This is a genomic window from Vibrio kyushuensis, from assembly GCF_050337325.1.
Classification (GTDB): domain Bacteria; phylum Pseudomonadota; class Gammaproteobacteria; order Enterobacterales; family Vibrionaceae; genus Vibrio; species Vibrio kyushuensis.
Map to the genome: position 1 here is coordinate 42715 of NZ_JAKJSV010000013.1, position 21547 is coordinate 64261.

At 43.1% G+C, this 21547-nt stretch carries 16 protein-coding genes and 5 tRNA genes; 7 read left to right on the forward strand and 14 right to left on the reverse strand.

All coding sequences use genetic code 11. From position 1 onward, the window contains the following. Positions 1 to 153: 153 nt before the first annotated feature. The 5 genes from L4D20_RS21760 to L4D20_RS21780 all read right to left on the reverse strand — a co-directional run bounded on the left by L4D20_RS21760 (position 154) and on the right by L4D20_RS21780 (position 808). A tRNA-Pro gene (locus L4D20_RS21760) sits at positions 154 to 230 on the reverse strand. 53 nt (positions 231 to 283) lie between these two features. Beyond that, a tRNA-His gene (locus tag L4D20_RS21765) sits at positions 284 to 359 on the reverse strand. A gap of 42 nt (positions 360 to 401) precedes the next feature. Continuing rightward, positions 402 to 478: transfer RNA gene (locus L4D20_RS21770), tRNA-Pro, on the reverse strand. A 130-nt stretch (positions 479 to 608) separates the two neighbouring features. After that, positions 609 to 684, reverse strand: a tRNA-His gene (locus L4D20_RS21775). Between the two features lie 47 nt (positions 685 to 731). Next, positions 732 to 808 (reverse strand) — tRNA-Arg (locus L4D20_RS21780). A gap of 297 nt (positions 809 to 1105) precedes the next feature. Between L4D20_RS21780 and L4D20_RS21785 the strand changes: the two genes are divergently transcribed. Continuing rightward, complete coding sequence (locus tag L4D20_RS21785; RefSeq protein WP_428803694.1) at positions 1106 to 1519, forward strand: c-type cytochrome; 414 nt, start codon at positions 1106 to 1108, stop codon at positions 1517 to 1519. Positions 1520 to 1619: 100 nt separating this feature from the next. Here L4D20_RS21785 and rep read toward each other — a convergent pair whose 3' ends face one another. Next, positions 1620 to 3635: a DNA helicase Rep gene (gene rep / locus L4D20_RS21790; protein WP_428803695.1), complete on the reverse strand. Its 2016-nt coding sequence runs from the start codon at positions 3633 to 3635 to the stop codon at positions 1620 to 1622. Between the two features lie 166 nt (positions 3636 to 3801). Between rep and L4D20_RS21795 the strand changes: the two genes are divergently transcribed. The 4 genes from L4D20_RS21795 to ubiK all read left to right on the forward strand — a co-directional run bounded on the left by L4D20_RS21795 (position 3802) and on the right by ubiK (position 9087). Continuing rightward, positions 3802 to 4383 (forward strand): TetR/AcrR family transcriptional regulator, encoded by a 582-nt coding sequence (locus tag L4D20_RS21795; RefSeq protein WP_428803696.1) that lies wholly within the window; start codon positions 3802 to 3804, stop codon positions 4381 to 4383. A 37-nt stretch (positions 4384 to 4420) separates the two neighbouring features. Further along, positions 4421 to 5527, forward strand: a complete 1107-nt coding sequence (locus tag L4D20_RS21800; RefSeq protein ID WP_428803697.1) for an efflux RND transporter periplasmic adaptor subunit — start codon at positions 4421 to 4423, stop codon at positions 5525 to 5527. A gap of 11 nt (positions 5528 to 5538) precedes the next feature. Further along, positions 5539 to 8661, forward strand: coding sequence for a multidrug efflux RND transporter permease subunit (locus tag L4D20_RS21805; RefSeq protein WP_428803698.1), 3123 nt, complete (start codon positions 5539 to 5541; stop codon positions 8659 to 8661). A gap of 174 nt (positions 8662 to 8835) precedes the next feature. Then, on the forward strand, positions 8836 to 9087 hold the full coding sequence (ubiK, locus tag L4D20_RS21810) for a ubiquinone biosynthesis accessory factor UbiK (protein ID WP_017034606.1): 252 nt from the start codon (positions 8836 to 8838) through the stop codon (positions 9085 to 9087). Between the two features lie 193 nt (positions 9088 to 9280). Here ubiK and ilvC read toward each other — a convergent pair whose 3' ends face one another. Next, positions 9281 to 10765 carry a ketol-acid reductoisomerase gene (ilvC, locus tag L4D20_RS21815; RefSeq protein WP_428803699.1) on the reverse strand — a complete coding sequence of 495 codons (1485 nt, stop codon included), beginning with the start codon at positions 10763 to 10765 and terminating at the stop codon, positions 9281 to 9283. A gap of 205 nt (positions 10766 to 10970) precedes the next feature. Between ilvC and ilvY the strand changes: the two genes are divergently transcribed. Further along, the gene (gene ilvY / locus L4D20_RS21820; RefSeq protein ID WP_428803700.1) at positions 10971 to 11861 is read left to right on the forward strand and encodes an HTH-type transcriptional activator IlvY; all 891 of its coding nucleotides are present in this window, start codon (positions 10971 to 10973) and stop codon (positions 11859 to 11861) included. Positions 11862 to 11926: 65 nt separating this feature from the next. Here the strand turns inward: ilvY and hemN are convergent, their stop codons facing one another. The 5 genes from hemN to L4D20_RS21845 all read right to left on the reverse strand — a co-directional run bounded on the left by hemN (position 11927) and on the right by L4D20_RS21845 (position 16582). Then, a complete protein-coding gene (gene hemN, locus L4D20_RS21825) occupies positions 11927 to 13315 on the reverse strand; it encodes an oxygen-independent coproporphyrinogen III oxidase (protein WP_428803701.1) in 1389 nt (462 codons plus the stop codon). 184 nt (positions 13316 to 13499) lie between these two features. Continuing rightward, the gene (locus tag L4D20_RS21830) at positions 13500 to 13988 is read right to left on the reverse strand and encodes a DUF2489 domain-containing protein (RefSeq protein ID WP_428803702.1); all 489 of its coding nucleotides are present in this window, start codon (positions 13986 to 13988) and stop codon (positions 13500 to 13502) included. A 7-nt stretch (positions 13989 to 13995) separates the two neighbouring features. After that, positions 13996 to 14583 (reverse strand): Der GTPase-activating protein YihI, encoded by a 588-nt coding sequence (yihI, locus tag L4D20_RS21835; RefSeq protein WP_428803703.1) that lies wholly within the window; start codon positions 14581 to 14583, stop codon positions 13996 to 13998. Beyond that, positions 14583 to 15221 (reverse strand): class I SAM-dependent methyltransferase, encoded by a 639-nt coding sequence (locus L4D20_RS21840; RefSeq protein ID WP_428803704.1) that lies wholly within the window; start codon positions 15219 to 15221, stop codon positions 14583 to 14585. Before L4D20_RS21840 ends, yihI begins: the two co-directional genes overlap by 1 nt. Positions 15222 to 15964: 743 nt before the next feature. Further along, entirely contained in the window at positions 15965 to 16582 is a 618-nt protein-coding gene (locus L4D20_RS21845) for a c-type cytochrome (RefSeq protein ID WP_428803705.1), read from the reverse strand. Positions 16583 to 16730: 148 nt separating this feature from the next. Between L4D20_RS21845 and yihA the strand changes: the two genes are divergently transcribed. Further along, on the forward strand, positions 16731 to 17402 hold the full coding sequence (gene yihA / locus L4D20_RS21850; RefSeq protein ID WP_428803706.1) for a ribosome biogenesis GTP-binding protein YihA/YsxC: 672 nt from the start codon (positions 16731 to 16733) through the stop codon (positions 17400 to 17402). Between the two features lie 533 nt (positions 17403 to 17935). Here yihA and spfP read toward each other — a convergent pair. Further along, entirely contained in the window at positions 17936 to 17983 is a 48-nt protein-coding gene (gene spfP / locus L4D20_RS24295) for a small protein SpfP (protein ID WP_438356636.1), read from the reverse strand. Between the two features lie 194 nt (positions 17984 to 18177). Further along, entirely contained in the window at positions 18178 to 20976 is a 2799-nt protein-coding gene (gene polA, locus L4D20_RS21855; protein ID WP_428803707.1) for a DNA polymerase I, read from the reverse strand. Positions 20977 to 21547: the final 571 nt, after the last annotated feature.

Genomic DNA, 21547 nt, shown 5'->3' on the forward strand with positions numbered 1-21547 from the left:
CAGTCTTTCGACTGAGGCTTCTTAAGGTGGTCGGTGAAGAGCCTTATTTAGAAACCATTGGGAACCCCCGACTCTCTGACTCCAAACCAAGCTTCAATACTCCGATCTACAGACGTAAAAAAGCCCCAGTCTTTCGACTGAGGCTTCTTAAAGTGGTCGGTGAAGAGGGATTCGAACCCCCGACCCTCTGGTCCCAAACCAGATGCGCTACCAAGCTGCGCTATTCACCGACAAGGTTTTATTTCGATTTAACGAAAAAGGAAACTTACGTTACCAAAATTAATGGGGTGGCTAACGAGATTCGAACTCGCGACCACCGGAATCACAATCCAGGGCTCTACCAACTGAGCTATAGCCACCACTAATTTTTTATATAACCACTGTTGCGATTATTGAAATAGTGGTCGGTGAAGAGGGATTCGAACCCCCGACCCTCTGGTCCCAAACCAGATGCGCTACCAAGCTGCGCTATTCACCGACATTGTATTTTTTTACTTGGTTTGAGTTGTACTTAAACAACGTTTCCAATTTCGTTTCGATTCTTAGGATGTAACTTGAATCAAAACCGGAAGCTTTTATTTACTGAGTAAACTGAGCTACCTAAATAATGGGGTGGCTAACGAGATTCGAACTCGCGACCACCGGAATCACAATCCAGGGCTCTACCAACTGAGCTATAGCCACCATTATGTTTTTTGCCAATATGCCACTTACTTGTGCAAGCATCCGGATGGCGCGCCCGAAAGGATTCGAACCTTCGACCTTTGGCTCCGGAGGCCAACGCTCTATCCAGCTGAGCTACGGGCGCATGCCCTATCGGCGGAGTGGAATAATACGTATATCACCCTAGGCCGTCTAGTACTTTTTCAACTTTTTTTATCGTTTGGTGTCTTTTTGGGCAATTAAAGTGTGACAAAGACCTATTTCACAAATAATAATCATTGAATGGACGATAACTTGTTGTTTAATGCAACAACTTATCAGGATATAATCACCCACTGTTTACATTGATTTAACAGACTTTGACGTCCTTAGATCAACATAAAAACTATTAACTATATAATTGGTAAGCATGTACTTACCTTGGGAATTTAAAGTGAGTTTAATGGATATGTCTCAACGAATCTTAACTGTATTTTTCGCCGCTTTACTAAGCTCTACAGCAGCATACGCAGGTAGCGTTAGCCCAGAAGAGTACGATGCCATTGCTGAACGCATCAAGCCTGTAGGTAATGTATACCTAGCTGGTAGTGAGCCAGTCGTCGCTGAAGCAACTGGCCCTCGTGACGGTAAAGCTGTGTATGGCATGTTCTGTACCGCTTGTCACAGCATTGGCGTAAGTGGCGCTCCTAAAACAGGTGACGCGGGTGATTGGGCTCCTCGAATTGCTCAAGGTAAAGATGTTCTTGCTGACCACGCTATCAACGGCTTCAATGCAATGCCTGCAAAAGGCGCGTGTATGGATTGTTCAGATGATGAAATCATCGCTGCTATTGAGCACATGATTGAAGGCATTTAATAACACCCTTCTCTTTATAAAATAGCAAAGGCTCGGTTAACTACATCTCTATAGTTAACGAGCCTTTTCTTTATTCACCATTCCGCTTATGACGTTACGTTTACTTTTTAAACATAGCTCTCAGGTTGGCAATATGCGCTTGCCCTTTTTCCATTCTCTCTTCTGCTGAGACAGGCTTCTTGGTTGATTCCCACTCAATATCACCTTGTGGCAACTCATCAAGGAAACGGCTTTGCGATGGCTTAATAAGTTCACCGTACTGACGGCGCTCTTTACACATAGTAAAGGTCAGCTCTTTTTGTGCTCGTGTAATGCCTACGTACATCAAACGGCGCTCTTCTTCGACATTATCTTCATCAATGCTGGTTTGATGCGGCAAGATACCTTCCTCAGAGCCTAGTAAGTAGACGTAAGGGAACTCTAGACCTTTAGAAGCATGAAGCGTCATCAATTGAACCGCATCATTGTCTTCGTCATCTTCACCGCGCTCCATCATGTCTCTTAATGTCAGCTTGAGTACGACTTCTTTTAATGTTTTCTCTTCTTGGTCATAGTTATCACCTTCCAAATCAGCAACAATCCATGAATAGAGGTCAGAGACGTTTTTCATTCTCATCTCAGCCGCTTTGGCACTTGAAGAAGTTTCGTATAGCCAATCTTCATAATTGATATCGCGAACCAATGAACGAACTGCTTCAACGGTATTGCCACGCTCGGAATTGTCCGCAATAGCCACAATCCACTGTGTGAAACGTTGCAGATTTTCTAGTCCTCGTCCGGTTAGATGCTGTTCTAAGCCCATTTCAAAGCTTGCGGCAAATAGGCTTTTTCCACGCATATTGGCGTAACTACCTAACTTTTCTAACGTAACAGGGCCAATTTCACGTCGAGGGGTGTTCACAATTCTCAAAAACGCATTGTCATCGTCTGGGTTCACTAAGACGCGTAAGTACGCCATGATGTCTTTAATTTCTGCTCGTGAGAAAAACGATGTGCCACCTGATAGTTTGTAAGGCACTTTGTTTTGTACTAGCCACTTTTCAATCAGACGTGATTGGTGATTACCACGATACAAGATTGCGTAATCTTTATAGTTGGTTCGGTTTAAGAACTTGTGAGCAATAATTTCACCCGTAACACGCTCGGCTTCATGCTCTTCATTTTTAGCAAGAAGTACTTTGAGCGGTTCACCTTCTGGGATCTCTGAAAACAGTGTTTTTTCATACACGTGGGGGTTATTAGCAATCAAAATATTTGCTGCGCGCAGAATTCGGCACGTTGATCGATAGTTCTGCTCAAGCTTAATCAGCTTCAAACTTGGGTAGTCTTGCCCAAGAAGAACTAAGTTCTGCGGTTTGGCACCACGCCATGAATAGATTGACTGATCATCATCACCTACCACGGTTAATCGCTCTCGCTCACCGACCAAAAGCTTCACCAATTCATATTGGCTTGTGTTGGTATCTTGATACTCATCCACCAACAGATACTTAATGCGGCCTTGCCAGCGTTTACGAACATCTTCATTCGTGCGTAGTAACAATACAGGTAGTGAGATTAGATCATCAAAATCAAGCGCGTTGTAGGCTTTCATCTGCTTTAAGTACATCTCGTAGCAGAAAGCAAACAGCTGCTCTTGCTCACCTATCGCTCTTGCTAAAACTTGCTCGGAGGTGAGCATGTCGTTTTTCCAATTGGAGATAGCACTCATCAATTGGCGCAGCAGATCTTTATCACCATCAAGCTGCTTTTCAGTCAACTCTTTTAGCAATGCCATCTGGTCTTGGTCATCAAACAGAGAAAATCCCGCTTTTAAACCAAGCACCTTGTATTCACGACGAATGATATTGAGACCCAAAGTGTGAAAAGTTGAGACCATCAAACCTTTTGATTCCGCTTTCCCTAATGTTTGCCCAACACGCTCTTTCATTTCTCGCGCGGCTTTATTGGTAAAGGTCACCGCAGCAATATTTCGTGCTTTATAACCACACTGCTGAACCAAGTAAGCAATCTTATTGGTGATTACCCTCGTTTTACCCGAACCAGCTCCCGCTAGCACAAGGCATGGCCCTGATACGAACTTTACTGCTTCATCTTGTTGTGGGTTCAGCTTCATGATGTTCTCAATTTTGTACTCATTAGGAGAGCTATAATAATCCTGCAGCCCAACGAATGCTATCGTCCAATTAATAACATTTCCTTACAGTGATTCAATTAAATGTTGCATTGAATACCACTTATCGATCTATAATGAATGAACGTTCATTCACTTCTGGTGTCCTATGACAAGCAAACCAACAGATGATAAGCGTCAAAAGATTTTGCTCGCAGCTGGAACTGTCATTGCTGACGTAGGCTTACAAGGGCTTTCAATGCAACGACTGGCTAAAGAAGCTGGTGTCGCTGCAGGTACAATTTATCGTTACTTTGACGATAAAGAGCATCTAATTGAAGAACTTAGGTTGCACGTCGCGCAACGCGTTGCTGATGTGGTACAAACCGACGTTGATGAGTCTATGCCACTTAAAGAGCGCTATCGAAAGATGTGGCTCAATATTTGGGGCCTAGTGGGATCAGATATTGCGATGCTAAAAAATCGCATTCAATACGATTCAACACCGATAGGTCATTGCAGTGCTACTCGTCAAGAGGAGCGCGGTATGTTTAAAGAGGTTTTTAATCTATTTAAACAAGGAAAAGAACAAGGGGTATTTAAGCCCCTTGATAACGAACTGCTTTCAGCGTTGAGCTTGGAAACAAGCGTAACACTCGCTCGTAAGCACACTTTTGGATTATACCAACTCAGTGATGACGCTATTGAAGCCGCAATCAACGCCAGTTGGGACGCTATTACTAACCACTAACTTTGTTAAGAACAACTAACTCGGAGTCACCAGCAAAATGAAAAAGTGGACTTTCTTTATGCTACTTATCGCCATTGTCTTATTTGGCAGTGTGATAGGTTTCAATCTATTCAAACAGCAAAAAATTGCTGAGTATTTAGCAAACCGCCCTGAGCCAGAGTTCCCTGTGACTGCTGTTGAAGTTGAAGCAGTTAACTGGGTTCCTGTTATTGAGGCAATTGGTTTTATTGAACCTAACCAAGGTGTGACCATTGCTAACGAAACCAATGGTGTGATTGATAAGATCACTTTTGATTCAGGTACTCAAGTTGAAGAAGGTCAATCTTTAGTTCTGCTTGATTCTGATGTAGAAAAAGCAAACCTAAAAAGTGCCAAAGCTCGTTTACCTGCAGCAGAAGCGAAATATAAGCGCTACCAAGGCTTGTATAAAAAAGGTTCTATCTCAAAAGAAGCATACGATGATGCAGAAGCAAGCTTCTACTCTCTTTCTGCTGACCTTGAAAGCCTAAGAGCCTCTATTGATCGCCGTGAAATCAAAGCACCCTTCTCTGGCGTGGTTGGTATTCGTAATGTCTACCTAGGTCAATACCTACAGGCTGGTACGGATATCGTTCGCCTAGAGGACACGAGTGTGATGCGTTTACGCTTTACTGTTCCGCAAACAGATATTTCTCGCATTCGAATTAACCAATCCATTGATATCTTTGTTGATGCGTACCCAGAAAGACCGTTCAAAGGATCAATTAGCGCTATTGAGCCTGCAGTCAGTGTACAAAGTGGTCTAATTCAAGTTCAAGCGGACATTCCAAACAGCGACGGTCAACTTCGTAGTGGTATGTTTGCGCGTGCCAACATCATTCTTCCTGAGCTAGAAAATCAAGTCGTGCTGCCACAGACTGCGATTACTTACACGCTCTACGGTGATAACGTCTATATCGTTAGCGGAAAAGATGGCGAGCAACGCGTGAAACAGCACGTTGTTAAAATCGGTGAACGCAGTGCAGATATTGCGCACGTTTTAGAAGGCGTCACTGTGGGTGATATGGTCGTGACTACAGGTCAAGTTCGCTTAAGTAATGATGCTAAAGTCCGTATCGTTGAAAGTGATGCGACGGCTACCCCTGCTGAAACACCAATGCTGTAACTGGAGGAATTATGCGCTTTACTGATGTTTTCATAAAACGTCCAGTTCTGGCTATCTCAATCAGTTTCTTGATTGCCTTGCTTGGTATGCAGGCGATCTTCAAGATGCAGGTTCGTGAATACCCAGAAATGACGAACACGGTAGTAACGGTAACCACCAGCTACTACGGGGCAAGTGCTGACTTGATTCAAGGCTTTATTACTCAGCCCTTGGAGCAAGCAGTCGCACAGGCCGATAATATCGATTATATGACTTCGCAATCGGTGAATGGTAAGTCAACCATCACGGTAACGATGAAGCTTAATACCGATCCTAACGCGGCGTTATCTGATGTTCTAGCTAAGACTAACTCGGTTCGATCTCAACTGCCTAAAGAGTCTGAAGATCCAACAGTAACTATGTCGACAGGCTCTACAACCGCGGTACTCTACATTGGTTTTACCAGTGATGAGCTGGCGTCTAGTCAGATCACCGACTACCTTGAGCGAGTGATCAATCCACAGCTCTTTACGGTTAGTGGTGTGTCTAAGGTCGACCTTTACGGTGGTATGAAATACGCACTGCGCGTATGGCTAGACCCATCTAAAATGGCGGCTCTGAACCTTACAGCCACTGATGTAATGGGCGTTCTTAATGCCAATAACTATCAGTCTGCAACAGGTCAGGTAACAGGTGAGTTCGTTATTTATAACGGCAGTGCCGATACTCAAGTATCCAATGTTTCTGAGCTTGAAAACTTAGTCGTCAGGGGTACTGAGGGTGAGATTGTTCGCCTAGCGGATATCGCTAAAGTAAGTTTAGAAAAGAGTCACGACGTTTATCGAGCGAGTGCAAATGGTCAAGAAGCGGTTGTTGCCGCAATTAATGCTGCGCCAAGTGCTAACCCGATCAATATCGCTGCTGATGTCCTAGACCTTCTACCAGCACTTGAGAAGAACCTTCCAAGCAACATCTCAATGAACGTGATGTACGATTCAACCATCGCGATCAATGAATCAATCAATGAAGTTGTCAAGACTATCCTTGAAGCGGCGTTAATCGTTCTGGTCGTAATTACTCTGTTCCTTGGGTCATTCCGAGCAGTACTTATCCCTATCGTCACTATCCCACTGTCTCTTATCGGTGTTGCAATGGTGATGCAGGTAATGGGTTTCTCTTGGAACCTGATGACACTGTTAGCAATGGTACTTGCCATCGGTCTTGTGGTTGATGATGCGATCGTTGTACTTGAGAATGTCGACAGACACTTAAAACTGGGCGAATCCCCGTTTAGAGCGGCGATCATCGGTACGCGTGAAATCGCCGTACCTGTTATCGCAATGACGTTAACGTTGGGTGCGGTATATGCGCCAATCGCGATGATGGGCGGTATTACAGGTTCTCTATTTAAAGAGTTTGCATTAACGCTTGCTGGTGCGGTATTTGTTTCAGGTATTGTCGCACTAACACTATCGCCAATGATGTGTTCAAAAATGCTCAAGGCAAATGAAGAGCCAAGCAAATTTGAGAAAACGGTCCATCATGTACTTGATGGCATGACTAATCGCTATTCACGTATGTTGAAATCAGTGATGGATCATCGCCCAGTTGTGATTGGATTCTCTGTCATCGTATTCGCGGTATTACCTGTTTTGTTTTCGTTTATTCCGAGTGAGCTTGCTCCTTCAGAAGATAAAGGCGTAATCATGCTAATGGGTACAGCGCCATCAAACGCAAACCTTGATTACATGCAAAATACCATGAACGATGTAAATGAAATTCTTTCTGCTCAACCAGAAGTTTCCTTTGCTCAGGTATTTACCGGTGTGCCTAATGCTAACCAAGCCTTTGGTATTGCCTCCATGGTGCCTTGGAGTGAACGAGAAACGAGTCAAGAAGAAGTCGCCAATCGAGTAACGGGCTTGGTTAGTGGCGTTCCAGGTATGGCGGTAACGGCATTCCAGATGCCAGAGCTTCCAGGTGCCGGTTCAGGCTTACCACTTCAGTTTGTTATCACCACGCCAAACAGCTTTGAAAGCCTGTTTACGGTAGCTTCTGATGTTCTTAGTGAAGTAACAGCGAACCCAATGTTTGTTTACTCTGATCTTGACCTTAACTTTGACTCTGCAACGATGAAAATCAATATCGATAAAGACAAAGCGGGTGCGTATGGCGTAACGATGCAGGATATTGGTATTACGCTAAGTACCATGATGGCGGATGGTTATGTTAACCGTATCGATCTTAATGGTCGTTCATACGAAGTGATTCCACAGGTTGAGCGTAAGTTCCGCTTAAATCCGGAATCAATGAACAACTACTACGTTCGCGCGGCTGATGGTAACGCAGTTCCACTTGGCAGCTTGATCAACATTGATGTGATTGCTGAGCCTCGCTCACTGCCTCACTTCAACCAGCTAAACTCAGCAACGGTAGGCGCTGTTCCAGCTCCGGGAACCGCTATGGGTGACGCAGTAAATTGGTTTGAAGGCATTGCAACCGACAAACTACCAAGCGGCTATAACCACGACTACATGGGTGAATCGCGCCAATACGTAACGGAAGGCAGTGCTCTGTATGCGACCTTTGGTTTGGCACTGGCGATTATCTTCTTGGTACTGGCGATTCAGTTCGAGTCTATCCGAGATCCATTGGTTATCATGGTTTCAGTACCTCTGGCTATTTGTGGCGCTTTGATTGCCTTAGCTTGGGGCGCAGCCTCTATGAATATCTACTCTCAGGTTGGTTTGATTACCCTAGTGGGGCTTATCACTAAGCACGGTATTCTTATCTGTGAGGTTGCTAAAGAAGAGCAGCTGCACAATAAGAAGTCTCGTATTGATGCGGTAATGGAAGCGGCTAAGGTTCGTCTTCGCCCTATCTTGATGACAACAGCGGCGATGATTGCAGGTCTTATCCCACTGATGTACGCAACAGGTGCAGGTGCAGCTCAACGCTTTAGTATCGGTATTGTTATCGTTGCGGGTCTTGCGATTGGTACGCTATTTACTCTATTCGTACTGCCAGTGATCTACAGCTACTTGGCAGAGAAGCACAAGCCACTGCCTGTGTTTGTTGAAGATAAAGACCTAGAGAAACTCGCACGCATTGATGAAGCGAAAGCGGCTCAAAGAGAAATATCTCATCCAAGCTAACTAGATACGTTAATGATTAGATAGCTCACTTACTTAATAGGTCACTTCGGTGGCCTATTTTTTATCTCACTCTTCACCGCCACCTATCACTACTGAACATTTTTTCCACCAACTAGCGACTTTTCTATTCGGTTTAAATAGAATGTAGGCAAATTAATAGGAGTTTAAGCCAACATGTTTGACCCAAAGAAATTAGAGCAAATTGCTAAACAAATTCATGATTCAATGCCAACCCCTGTTAAAGAGCTTGGTGCTGATGTTGACCAGAAAGTTCGCCAAGTAATCCAAGGCCAACTAAACAAGTTAGACGTAGTTAGCCGCGAAGAGTTTGACGTTCAAACTCAAGTGCTTCTTCGCACTCGCCAAAAGCTAACAGAGATGGAGCAGAAACTTGCTCAACTTGAAGAGAAACTAGCGGATAAGTAACCACTTACCCTACTCTTTCAGACCCATTAAAAAGGGCTTGGTCATCACTGACCAAGCCCTTTGTATTTTTGTATTCGCTTTATAAAATCAAAGAAAATACGCAGGAATAGCGTTTAATTTCAAGAAGAAGGCGCGGAGTTTACGCGAGTAAATGAGCACCTTCGACACAGAAATTAGACTCTAGGCCAAGTATTTAGCCGCCTACTGCGATGTTCTTCATATCCGTCATGTACCCACGTAACTCTTCACCAATGTACTCAACTGGGTGGTTACGGATTGCATCGTTCACTGCGATTAGCTTGCCGTTGTCTACTTGGTTAGATGTCTCACCTAGACCACGACCGATTACGTCAGTTGCTACTGAAGGCATGAACTTCTCACGTAGAAGTGGTGTTGCTACGTTAGCAAATAGGTAGTTACCGTATTCTGCTGTATCTGAGATTACTACGTTCATTTCGTACAGACGCTTACGAGCAACCGTATTTGCGATTAGCGGTAGTTCGTGTAGTGATTCGTAGTAAGCAGACTCATCGATGATGCCTGATGCAGTCATTGCTTCGAAGGCTAGCTCAACCCCTGCACGTACCATTGCAACCATTAGGATGCCGTTATCAAAGTACTCTTGCTCAGAGATTTCTACATCAGACGACGGGTAGTTTTCAAATGCCGTTTCGCCTGTCTCTTCACGCCAGCCAAATAGGTTCACATCATCGTTCGCCCAGTCAGCCATCATAGTGCGAGAGAATTCACCTTGGATGATGTCATCCATGTGCTTGTTGTAAAGTGGACGCATTAGGTCTTTAAGCTCTTCAGAAAGATCGAATGCTTTCACTTTTGCTGGGTTTGATAGACGATCCATCATATGAGTGATGCCACCAAACTTAAGCGCTTCAGTGATTGTTTCCCAACCGTACTGTAGAAGTTTACCTGCGTAGCCTGGTTCAATGCCGTCAGCAATCATCTTCTCGTAAGAAACGATAGAACCTGCTTGAAGCATGCCACAAAGAATTGTTTGCTCGCCCATTAGGTCTGATTTAACTTCAGCAACGAAAGAAGACTCAAGACAACCTGCACGGTGACCACCAGTACCTGCAGCCCAAGCTTTAGCGATATCCCAACCTTCACCTTTAGGGTCATTTTCTGGGTGAACTGCGATTAGTGTTGGAACACCAAAGCCACGTTTATATTCTTCACGTACTTCTGTACCTGGACACTTAGGCGCAACCATTACAACCGTTAGGTCTTTACGGATTTGCATGCCTTCTTCAACTACGTTGAAGCCGTGCGAGTAACCTAGTGCAGAGCCCTCTTTCATTAGAGGCATTACCGTTTCAACAACATTTGTGTGTTGCTTGTCTGGTGTTAGGTTCACTACTAGATCAGCTTGAGGAATTAGATTCTCATAGCTATCAACAACGAAACCATTTTCTTTTGCATTTTTGAACGATTGACGCTGCTCGTCGATCGCAGCTTGGCGTAGTGCGTAAGAAACGTCTAGGCCTGAATCACGCATGTTTAGACCTTGGTTTAGGCCTTGAGCACCACAACCTACGATAACCACTTTCTTACCTTTTAGGTAATCTGCTTCTGTAGCAAATTCACTGCGGTCCATAAAACGACAACGACCTAGTTGGTCTAGTTGCTCACGTAGATTTAAAGTATTGAAATAGTTAGCCATGTTGGGCGCTCCTTGTTGATTCTTCCGTTATGGTCGGCGTATTATCGCCGAATGAGTTCATACTAAAGCAGACATCTAATTGCCGAAAGTGATATATTCACAATTAGTAATTGCAATTAATGCAACGTACAGAAAATTGGTGCTAGACTACTTTTGTACATAAAAACGCTCTTGTTACCAAACAAAGTTCGCTTAGAAGATCATTATGGATATTAAAAACCTGCAGATGTTTATTCATCTGTGCGACAGTAAAAGTTTCAGCAAGACGGCTTCTGCCATGCATATCAGCCCTTCTGCGTTAAGTCGCCAGATTCAAAAGCTTGAACAACAAACGAGCCAAACATTGTTCTTACGCGACAACCGAAGCGTAGAGCTAACCCCTGCGGGTAAACAATTGTTGCCTGTGGCGATGAAGATTCAAACTGAATGGCAGCAGTACAACGCACAGATTAAAGGTCATGATCAGGAGCTTAAAGGTGAGATACGACTATTTTGCTCAGTGACCGCTAGCTACAGCCACCTTCCGGAACTGCTTTCTGAGTTTCGCTTGCAGCACCCGTTTATTGAATACAAGCTTTCAACGGGTGACCCTGCTCAGGCCATTGATAAAATACTAAAAGATGAAGCCGATATCGCTATCTCAGCGAAACCTGACCAGCTCCCTGCGCGAATTGAGTTTGAGACCATCAGCGAGATCCCTCTTTCTGTTATTGCCCCTGCAGGTGTGAGTAGTTTTGCTGAACAACTTCAAGGTGAAAAGCCCGATTGGTCAAGTATCCCATTTATCGTGTCAGAAGCAGGTACTGCACGAGACCGCGCCAATGCTTGGTTTAAGAGCATGCGGATCAAGCCAAACATCTATGCGCAGGTTTCCGGGCATGAGGCCATTGTTAGTATGGTGGCACTTGGTTGTGGCGTCGGAATAGCGCCAGATGTGGTGATCAATAACAGCCCAGTAAAAGAGAAGATTCAACGCTTGAAAGTGAAGCCAGTAAAACCGTTTGAACTTGGGGTTTGCTGTAAGCGCTCTCAGCTTGATAAGCCACTGATAAAAGCGCTCTGGGATGTAGCCGCTGGAAAGTACATCGCTCCTTAGCTTGTTCTCTTTAAACGAAAAAGCCACGCAATAGCGTGGCTTTCTTAATTTGAGCTTCTGACAATTTAGATAACTCGTGAGAACTGCTGCTGACGCGCTCTATCACGAAGGTATTTATCAAAACACATACAGATATTACGAATAAGCAGTCGTCCACGTAGCGTCACTCGGATCTCTTTGTCATCAACTTCGACTAATTCATCATCGATAAAAGTTTGTAGTAACTGTAAATCTTCTTTGAAGTATTGGTTAAACGTCACTTTAAACTCAGACTCAATGATGGTTTTATCCAGTTTGAAGTTACAAATAAGTTGTTTAATCACTTCACGACGCAGTAAGTCGTCACTATCAAGGGCAACCCCTTTCCATAAAGCATGACGCAGCTCATCAACCTGAGCGTAATATTTCTTAAGCTCTTTCTGGTTTTGCGCGTACGCATCACCAACCATTGAGATTGCTGACACGCCGAAACCAACCAGATCAGCTTCGCCTTGAGTGGTATAGCCTTGGAAGTTACGATGCAGAATGCCTTTTCTCTGAGCGATAGCCAGTTCGTCATCAGGCAGAGCAAAGTGATCCATTCCAATAAATTGGTAACCTGAGCCAGTAAGGGTCGCGATACTCTCTTGTAGAATACCCATTCTTTCACTCGCTTCAGGTAAATCTTCTTCTTTGATTTTACGCTGTGCAGCAAATAGCTGAGGCATATGAGCATAATTAAACACAGAAAGTCGCCCTGGCTTCATCTCTAAGACTTGTGCCAATGTTTGTGCAAATGACTCTTTAGTCTGCTTTGGTAGCCCATAAATCAAATCTAGGTTTGTTGAGCGGAAGCCAAGCTCTTTAGCTCGTTCAACCATCGCGATAATGAAGTCTTCATCTTGTTCGCGGTTAACCAGCTTTTGAACTTCTTTATTAAAATCTTGTACGCCAATACTGAGTCGGTTGAAGCCTTCACCACGCAGGTGATCAAGCATATCAAGCTCGATCTCACGAGGGTCAACCTCAATACTAATTTCACCGCCATCGGTAAATTGGAATTCAGCACGTAGAATTGCCATCAAGCGGCTAATTTGCAGTTTAGTGAGGAACGTTGGTGTGCCGCCACCAAAGTGAAGCTGAGTAACTTTACGTCCTTGAAGCAGTGATGCGCGTTGGCGAATCTCATGCTCAATCACATCAAGATATTCATCTGCTTTGTGAGAGTGACGAGTAATGACCTTGTTACAGCCACAGTAGTAACAAAGCTTGTGACAGAATGGGATGTGAATATAGAGAGAAAGTGGGCGCTCAGGGTATTGAGCACACGCCATGTCATAGTCAGCAACAGTAAAAGCCTCATGAAATTCCAACGCTGTTGGGTATGAGGTGTAACGAGGTCCTGAATAGTTGTACTTATCCAGAATAGCTTGATCCCAGACAATTTGTTGCCCGGATACGACTTGCTGCGACATGGGATTATTTCCGTTTCTAACTGTAATCGGCGTAAAGATTATTTTGACTGGCTATTTTGCCACATGACTATGGCTTAGGTAGGAAAGCTAAACACATTTTTGTAAGAAAATTTCATAACTGCTAACTCGATCACTCACTCTAACGAATGAGTAACCCAGTTTTTAGCATCGGCACAAAATGTAATTAGATAACTTGGATGTTTATCTGATTATTTAGCGGTGCGATTTTCTTTTGCAACGTTTTAAGCTCTTCGACAATAGCATCAGCCAATTTCACTTCAGCTTTATGACGAAGTAAGTTCTGTTCCATTTTCTCTTTTTTTGCTAACGCTTGGCGATCATCAGCTCGCGCCATGTCTTTAACCACATGATAAAGTTCAGAGAGTGCAGGATAATGCTGGTCAAAATCAATACGATTATCACCCTGAACGTAATCCATGATGTTATACACACGAATACTAATTTCAGATAAGTCACACTGACCTTGAATGCCAGCTAAACAAAGCGCATTAACGTTTTCATAGATATTGGCATTGCGCTTATCTATCGCTAACTTTTGCTGTTGCTGCTGCAAATCCTTTTGCTTCTTAACTTGGAGCAGAAGGTAACCTGCATAGCATGCTAGCCCTGCGATAATCAGCGATCCAATCGCGGCTAATAAGGTTACGTTCATCCGCTAATTACTCTTTAAAGTCGTTGATATCAAGACCTTCAAATTGAGATAGAAGTTCTTCATCTGTCGATGGTCTGTTGGTTTTCTTGATTGATTTAGGTACGACAATCGACTCTTCAGAGCCTTCGTAGTCGTCTTCATCATCTTCAAACTCTTCTTCAACAAAAAGACCAAGTTGCTTCATCAGTACTTCAATACGATCAAGCTTCTCGTCAACTAGCTTCTGTAGGCCAGCCCCTAAGTTTTCGCCATTTTCGATGCGATCAAGCAATACGTTTAGCTGCGTATCTGTTTCAAGCATCTCTAGCTCTTTTTCAGCAGATAGTCGACGCTCTTGCTTGTTAGGTTTCTTCTTCTCTTCAACCACTAAAGCAATTTTCTTTTTGCTACCTAAACGTGGATCACGCTTCGGTTGGCCTTGATGCTGTTTTACATCATCCACTTCTGAATTTCGGTTACCCGTTTTCAGGCCTTTGCGGTTTTTCACACGCTTACGTAAACGACCTTGAACATCAGATTCACTGCGATTACGCGTTACGTTAGCTTCAGGTGCACCTAATGCTCCTGGCTTTCTAGATTTCTTACTACGGCTCATTACTGGGTCTTCCTCAGTAAAATTACATCATTTCCAACAAATTCTAGTTCGAGCTTATCTCGCTCAGCCAGATACTCGAAGGTCTTACGGCTAAAAAAGATGACGTGAGTGACGTCGTTCTTATAGTGCCAGTTTTTAAACGCTTCAAGATCGATAACCATCTTAGTCATAAGACCAATCCAGCCACCCGGCTTAACTAAATTTAACCATTGCTGCCACACGAGATCGGGTTGATATATATGCTCGATCACCTCTGTCGCAGTCATAAAATCGTAAGTCTGTGCTAACACCGTTTTATCTGGGTGATAGTAAAGATCATACAATTCAATACTGTGGCCTTGCTCTTGCAACATTACGGACAACGTTGGACCAGGACCACAGCCAAAATCTAACCCATGAGCGTTAGACGGGATTCTTTCTATTATAGGATTTGCAATTCGTGATAAAAATCGACGATACCCCTCATCACTCGGATCGTTCTCATGAAGATCATAGTGAGCTTTTTCTGCTTTTGCATCTAAGCGCTGAGTTGGGTCAACAAAAACCAATTCACATTCTCGACATTGTAAATAAGCTCGGCGCTTATCCTCAAAATAGTGTTGAGTGTCGTGATTGTGACATAAAGGACAGTTGTGCATGCGTTCATCCTCAAACAGGGATGCGAAACATACCAGAAAGTGAGATCCAAGTGGAGTGATATTGTGCAATTAAACGGCAGATCAGTGAAATAATGGGTTTTAAGAAGATAAAAAAGCGATAGGTTTCCCTATCGCTTTCAAAGTGCCAGTAAATGGCAAATTTGTCTGCACGCATATGGTGCTCAACTATCCTGTTGTTATTGATGCTTTCCCTGCAAAAATTTTGTTCTTCATCGTCCTGATGAATTTTAATAATCCTTTCGACATCCTGTATCTGGGCTATCCATTAGCCTGATCCTTTTCGACGTCTAATCCTAAGACAATTCAATCATCCTTATCTAGCCAGCTCCTAGCCCGCTACTATCCTTCGTCCAACTTTCAGGTATTCCTCACCTGCTTCCTTGGAGACCATCTTGGTCTAAGTTCCTATTCAGCTCCTTGCCGATGGGAGTAATTTACCGTGATTGGTAACAGAAACAACACCATAACTTCAAAGTTCACATCTAATATTCTGCAATAATTTACAATGTGCTAATTTTCAGCCACTTATAGCAACACTAGCTACAACTTCTGATTAAGGTATGGCAAATCTCTTACAAGACTCCGAGGAAAAAATGAATATAGCGCTTTTGTATAAGATCAGTATGGCTATCATTTAGATATGAAAAAGCCCTAGCATTTAGGCTAAGGCTTCTACGTACTGCTTTCTGTCAGCTAAAACAGATGCTCGAACAGGTGATCCGTTAGTGAAGACCACCGACGTATTGAGATAATACTTCAATATCGTCATCGGTAAGCTTTTTAGAGATATCACGCATCATCTCATTCATATCATTGTTACGTGTTCCATTACGGAACTTAATTAACTGAGCTTTAATATATTCTGCGTGTTGGCCAGAGACTTTTGGAAAGCCTGACAACTCAGTACCATTACCGCGAGGCCCGTGACATGCGATACAGGCAGTGATGCCTCGTTCGATATCTCCAGCGGCGTAAAGCGCCTTACCTTTTTCTACAACATTTTCAGGTGTTGTTTTCGCAGCAATAGGTAATGATGCATAGTAGGCAGACAAGTCAGCAATATCTTGATCGCTTAGAGCCATCGCCATACCACTCATCACAGGGTCCATACGACCTTGTTTACCACCACTAGTCATACCCAGTCGTAGATCTTTTAACTGCTTTTCTAGATACTTCGCATGTTGACCAGCAATACTTGGGTACATAGCTAGTTGGCTATTACCATCAGCGCCATGACAGGCACCACATGTTATTGATTTTGATTTACCAGCTTCGATGCTGCCTTGAGCCCATACTGTGCAGCTGGCTAAAAGACTCAAGATTAGCGCTAATTTTTTCATGACATTCCATTATAATTATAAAGCTTCCAGTACCACTCTGTGTTGCCACACGTGATATAATAGCCGATCATATGTCGAGCACAGTTATTTTACACAATTTCACAAAAAAGTAATCAATCGACTACACAAAGTCGAGATGGAGTTAACAGTGAGCGTAAAAATTCATTACCAAAACACGCATTTTATTACCAGTGCGCCAGATATTCGTCATTTACCAGAAGACGAAGGGATCGAAGTTGCGTTTGCAGGTCGCTCTAATGCTGGTAAATCTAGTTCCCTCAACACCTTAACGAATCAGAGAGGCTTAGCGAAAACAAGTAAAACGCCTGGTCGAACTCAGCTGATTAATTTATTTAAGGTTGATGAAGGTTGTCACATTGTTGATTTACCCGGCTATGGTTATGCTCAAGTTCCTCTGAAGTTGAAGGAGAAATGGCAGAAATCACTGGGTGAATACCTCCAATGCCGTAAGTCTCTCAAAGGCCTTGTGGTACTGATGGATATTCGTCATCCAATGAAAGATCTAGACCAACAGCTGATATATTGGGCAGTTGATAGCAATATTCCGGTGCAAGTACTACTGACAAAAGCTGATAAGCTAAAAAGTGGCGCTAGAAAAGCACAAGTGTTGAAGATACGTGAATCGTCTAAAGGATTTGGTGGCACGGTTAAAGTTGACGCATTTTCGTCACTAAAAGGGATCGGTGTTGACGTTCTACGTAGCACACTTGATGGCTGGTATGCCCCTGCTTTTGAAGTGACCGATGAAGAGCTTATCGACGTTGTCGATGAACAAGAGAGCGTCTCTGATAACGACTAAGTGAATCATTTAGTCGAAAAAACATCAAATTAAAGCCTTACTGTTGTGAGGCTTTTTTATGCTCGCTAATCAATGATACCTCGATTGAAGCAGACACAGCATCCGGAAAGAACCTTAAATTGCAGGCATAAAAATCCCCACCATCCTGGTGGGGCAACGGGAGAGAAAATATTACTCGTTATTATTATTCTATTAGCATCCTCTATCACTCGTCGTATTTCAACCACTTAACACCTGCCAACAGATGCACCTATGCATTCTCGCATGAAACATAAGCAGCTGATTTAAATCAATTAAAATGCAATAAGAAGCCAACAATATATGTCTTGTTTTTTTTGAGAAAATAATAGAAGTGTGAGTGGTATAAAATTACAACTAAGTTTAAAAAAATCAAAAGTAGATTGATTTATTTTAGGTAATTCAGTCACGGAAGAGGAAAATAAGTGCTGTTCAAAGAGAGATATATGGGTATTTAATTTTTTCTTTGCCACAAGAAAAAACGCCCCAGTCAAATACTGACTGGGGCGGCTGAATCAGCCTAATCCAATAACGTGAAACAAAAGGTCTGAAAGATAGAACATCTTACCTCTGTACCCTACGCAGACTAATGTACAACAATTGGTCAGAAATGAAAACTTTTTTTGTAGTTTATTTTCAGCTATTTTTGTTTTGCCTACAGTTTTAGAAATTGAATCATTTCTTTTTTTACTCGCACAAAAAAGCCAGCGTTTGTGCGCTGGCTCATATTATTGTTTGCTATTAGCTTAAAAAGTGTCTAATGAGCCTGATCCCAGTTGTCACCATGACCTGCTTCAGCGATTAACGGAACATCGAGATCCGCTGCTGATTCCATTAATTGTTGTACTTTACTTTCAATTTCGCCCAATACCGACTCTTCGACTTCAAGTACCAATTCATCGTGTACTTGCATCAGTAACTTAACGCGTCCTTCCCCATGAGACTCGATCCACTCATCGACAAGAAGCATCGCTTTCTTGATGATATCAGCAGCAGTACCTTGCATGGGTGCGTTAATCGCTGCGCGTTCAGCCGCTTTACGACGCATTCCATTACTCGACTTAATTTCCGGAAGATACAGACGACGCCCATAAATGGTTTCAACAAAGCCTTGTTCAGTCGCTGCGCTTCGCGTGTCTTCCATGTATTGCATCACACCAGGATAACGCTCGAAATAAGTATCCATATACTGCTGTGCTTCACCACGGGCAATGCCCAGTTGCTTAGCTAAGCCAAATGCGCTCATACCGTAGATAAGACCGAAGTTAACGGCTTTAGCTTGACGGCGCTGTTCGCCGCTGACTTCCTCAATAGGAACACCAATAATCTCTGCGGCAGTTGCTGCGTGGATATCTTTGCCTTGTTGGAAAGCTTCAAGTAGAGCCTTGTCACCAGAAAGATGCGCCATAATACGCAATTCAATTTGAGAGTAATCGACAGCAAGAATTTTGTAGCCATGCGGTGCCACAAATGCCTGACGAATGCGTCGGCCTTCCTCATTACGAATTGGGATATTCTGTAAGTTTGGATCAGTCGAAGACAAACGCCCTGTTGCTGTCACCGCTTGATGGTAAGACGTGTGGACACGACCTGTTTCTGCGTTAATCATCTTAGGCAGTTTATCGGTATACGTTGATTTGAGCTTCGCCAGACCGCGGTACTCCAAAATCAGTTTTGGCAATGGGTAATCCAGAGCTAGTTCTTGAAGTACTTCTTCATTGGTGGAAGCCGCCCCAGAAGGCGTTTTTTTAATAACGGGCAAGCCCATTTTTTCAAACAATATTGCTTGAAGCTGCTTTGGCGAACTTAAGTTAAATTCTTGTTCCGCAATTTCATACGCTTTTTTCTCTAGCTCATCGAGACGAGCCGCAATCTCTTGGGATTGAGTTCCAAGCATCATGTCATCGACTAATACGCCTGTTCTTTCAATGCGTGACAATACCGGTACTAGCGGCATCTCAATCTCTTCGTAGACTGTTTTAAATTGGCTATCTTTTGCTAACTGCTCCGCAAGGCGATTGTGCAAACGCAGCGTAACATCCGCATCTTCAGCAGCATAAGGCGAGGCTTGCTCAAGATCGATCTGATTAAAGGTTAACTGCTTTTTGCCTTTACCTGCAATTTGTTCAAACGAGATACAGCTATGCTGAAGAAAACGAAGTGCCAAGCTATCCATATTGTGCTTACCGCCTACGCTGTTAAATACGTAAGATGCGAGCATGGTATCGTGCTTGATACCTTTCATGTCAATATCATAACGAGCTAAAACACTAGCATCGTACTTTAGATTCTGGCCAACTTTTGCTTGATTGTTATCTTCTAAGATAGGTTTTAGCTGCTCTAGTACCCAGTCACGATCAAGCTGCTCTGGTGCATCTAAGTAATCGTGAGCTACAGGAACATAAGCGGCTACGCCTTCTTCAGTGGCAAACGATAAGCCAACCAAGTTAGCAACCATATAGTCTAAGCTGTCAGTCTCAGTATCAAAGGCAAATAGTTCTGCACCTTTTAACTTCTCTAGCCACGTTGAGAATGTCTCTTTATCTAAAATAGTTTCATAGAGACTGCGATCAATAGTGACTGCTGAAGTATCTAGCTCGCTTTCCGAAGATGTTGACGAAGTAGATTGACGCATTGCACCAGATTTTTCATCCGCTTGTACAACACCTGTTCCACCTTCTAGTAACTCATTTAACCAAGACTTAAAGACCATTTGTCCATATAGCTTAATTAGCTCATCAACATTAGGCTCAGACTTAACCAATGATTGCGGTGTCTCTTCTAATTCCACATCAAGCTTAATGGTTGCAAGCTTGTAAGACATGTCAGCGTTTTCTTTATTATCTACTAGCTTCTTAGCCATGGTTTTAGAACCACGGAAACCTAGAGCAGCAATGTCATCAAGATTGTCATAGATCTTTGTAATACTACCGAGACCTTGTAGTAGAGCCGTAGCTGTTTTGTCACCTACCCCAGGAACACCTGGAATGTTATCAACCTTGTCTCCCATTAGAGCCAAGTAATCGATGATCAACTCGGGTGGAATACCAAACTTTTCAATCACGCCTTCACGATCCATCACCACGTTCGTCATGGTATTGATCAGTGTGACATTCTCATCAACAAGTTGAGCCATATCTTTATCACCAGTACTGATCAGCACTGGCATGCCTGCGGCCGAAGCTTGAGACGACAACGTACCAATAACATCATCGGCTTCTACTCCGGGAATCGAGATCAGAGGCAAGCCCATTGCACGAATCATGTTATGCAGGGGCTCAATTTGGCAGCGCAGTTCATCCGGCATAGATGGACGATTTGCTTTGTACTCTGGATACATATCATCACGAAAAGTTTTACCTTTCGCATCAAAGATCACGGCAATACGCTCAGAAGAGAACTGACGCATCATACTGCGTAGCATGTTGACTACACCATAGATGGCATTAGTTGGAATATCTCCATTGGTCATCGAGTCTGGGTAAGCATGAAATGCGCGGTATAGATAAGAAGATCCATCAATAAGAATGAGCGGATTGTCGGGAATGCGAGCCATAGTCTTTTGTATCCAAAGAATTGCATTTAGTAAGATCTGCTTAGGATGCCATGACTATTAACATGAATCCATTTTAACTCTTCAATGGAGCTAACTCATTTTTAAAATTATTCAACTCAAAAACAACCAAACTGTGGATAACTCTGTTTATACTTTTATTTACCTCTTTGCTTACTTATAATAAAAAACACCATGCAACAAATTAAACCCTTGATTTAAAGTGAAATTTAAACAGATCGAATATTCCCACAACGATCCTCAAACGATCCAGCACTGTGGAAAAAAATAGCCAGTTTATTTTATTCACCGTAAATTGATCATAAATTGCAAGCAAAAAAAAGCGACATCTAAAAGATGTCGCCTAGCAAAACAAGGTTGAAGCTGAAAACAGAAATTCTGTTCAACTCTACCAGAAGCTATAAATTACACTGGAAGCAATGTGAGCAATGTCGTGTCAAAAAGAACTTGTGCAAGTTCGTCTCGTTCAATTCATTACCTTCAGCGTATTCGATTCTGGTAACGTCATGTCCTTATGAACTTTCTCTCATTCCCTAAGACAAGGTTAATAATA

Coding starts and splice junctions, on each gene's coding strand:
- L4D20_RS21795 (WP_428803696.1), top strand. CDS start 3,802: ATGACAAGCAAACCAACAGATGATAAGCGTCAAAAGATTTTGCTCGCA.
- hemN (WP_428803701.1), bottom strand. CDS start 13,315: ATGTCGCAGCAAGTCGTATCCGGGCAACAAATTGTCTGGGATCAAGCT.
- L4D20_RS21840 (WP_428803704.1), bottom strand. CDS start 15,221: ATGCACAACTGTCCTTTATGTCACAATCACGACACTCAACACTATTTT.
- L4D20_RS21805 (WP_428803698.1), top strand. CDS start 5,539: ATGCGCTTTACTGATGTTTTCATAAAACGTCCAGTTCTGGCTATCTCA.
- rep (WP_428803695.1), bottom strand. CDS start 3,635: ATGAAGCTGAACCCACAACAAGATGAAGCAGTAAAGTTCGTATCAGGG.
- L4D20_RS21800 (WP_428803697.1), top strand. CDS start 4,421: ATGAAAAAGTGGACTTTCTTTATGCTACTTATCGCCATTGTCTTATTT.
- ubiK (WP_017034606.1), top strand. CDS start 8,836: ATGTTTGACCCAAAGAAATTAGAGCAAATTGCTAAACAAATTCATGAT.
- ilvY (WP_428803700.1), top strand. CDS start 10,971: ATGGATATTAAAAACCTGCAGATGTTTATTCATCTGTGCGACAGTAAA.
- L4D20_RS21845 (WP_428803705.1), bottom strand. CDS start 16,582: ATGAAAAAATTAGCGCTAATCTTGAGTCTTTTAGCCAGCTGCACAGTA.
- polA (WP_428803707.1), bottom strand. CDS start 20,976: ATGGCTCGCATTCCCGACAATCCGCTCATTCTTATTGATGGATCTTCT.
- yihI (WP_428803703.1), bottom strand. CDS start 14,583: ATGAGCCGTAGTAAGAAATCTAGAAAGCCAGGAGCATTAGGTGCACCT.
- L4D20_RS21830 (WP_428803702.1), bottom strand. CDS start 13,988: ATGAACGTAACCTTATTAGCCGCGATTGGATCGCTGATTATCGCAGGG.
- L4D20_RS21785 (WP_428803694.1), top strand. CDS start 1,106: ATGGATATGTCTCAACGAATCTTAACTGTATTTTTCGCCGCTTTACTA.
- ilvC (WP_428803699.1), bottom strand. CDS start 10,765: ATGGCTAACTATTTCAATACTTTAAATCTACGTGAGCAACTAGACCAA.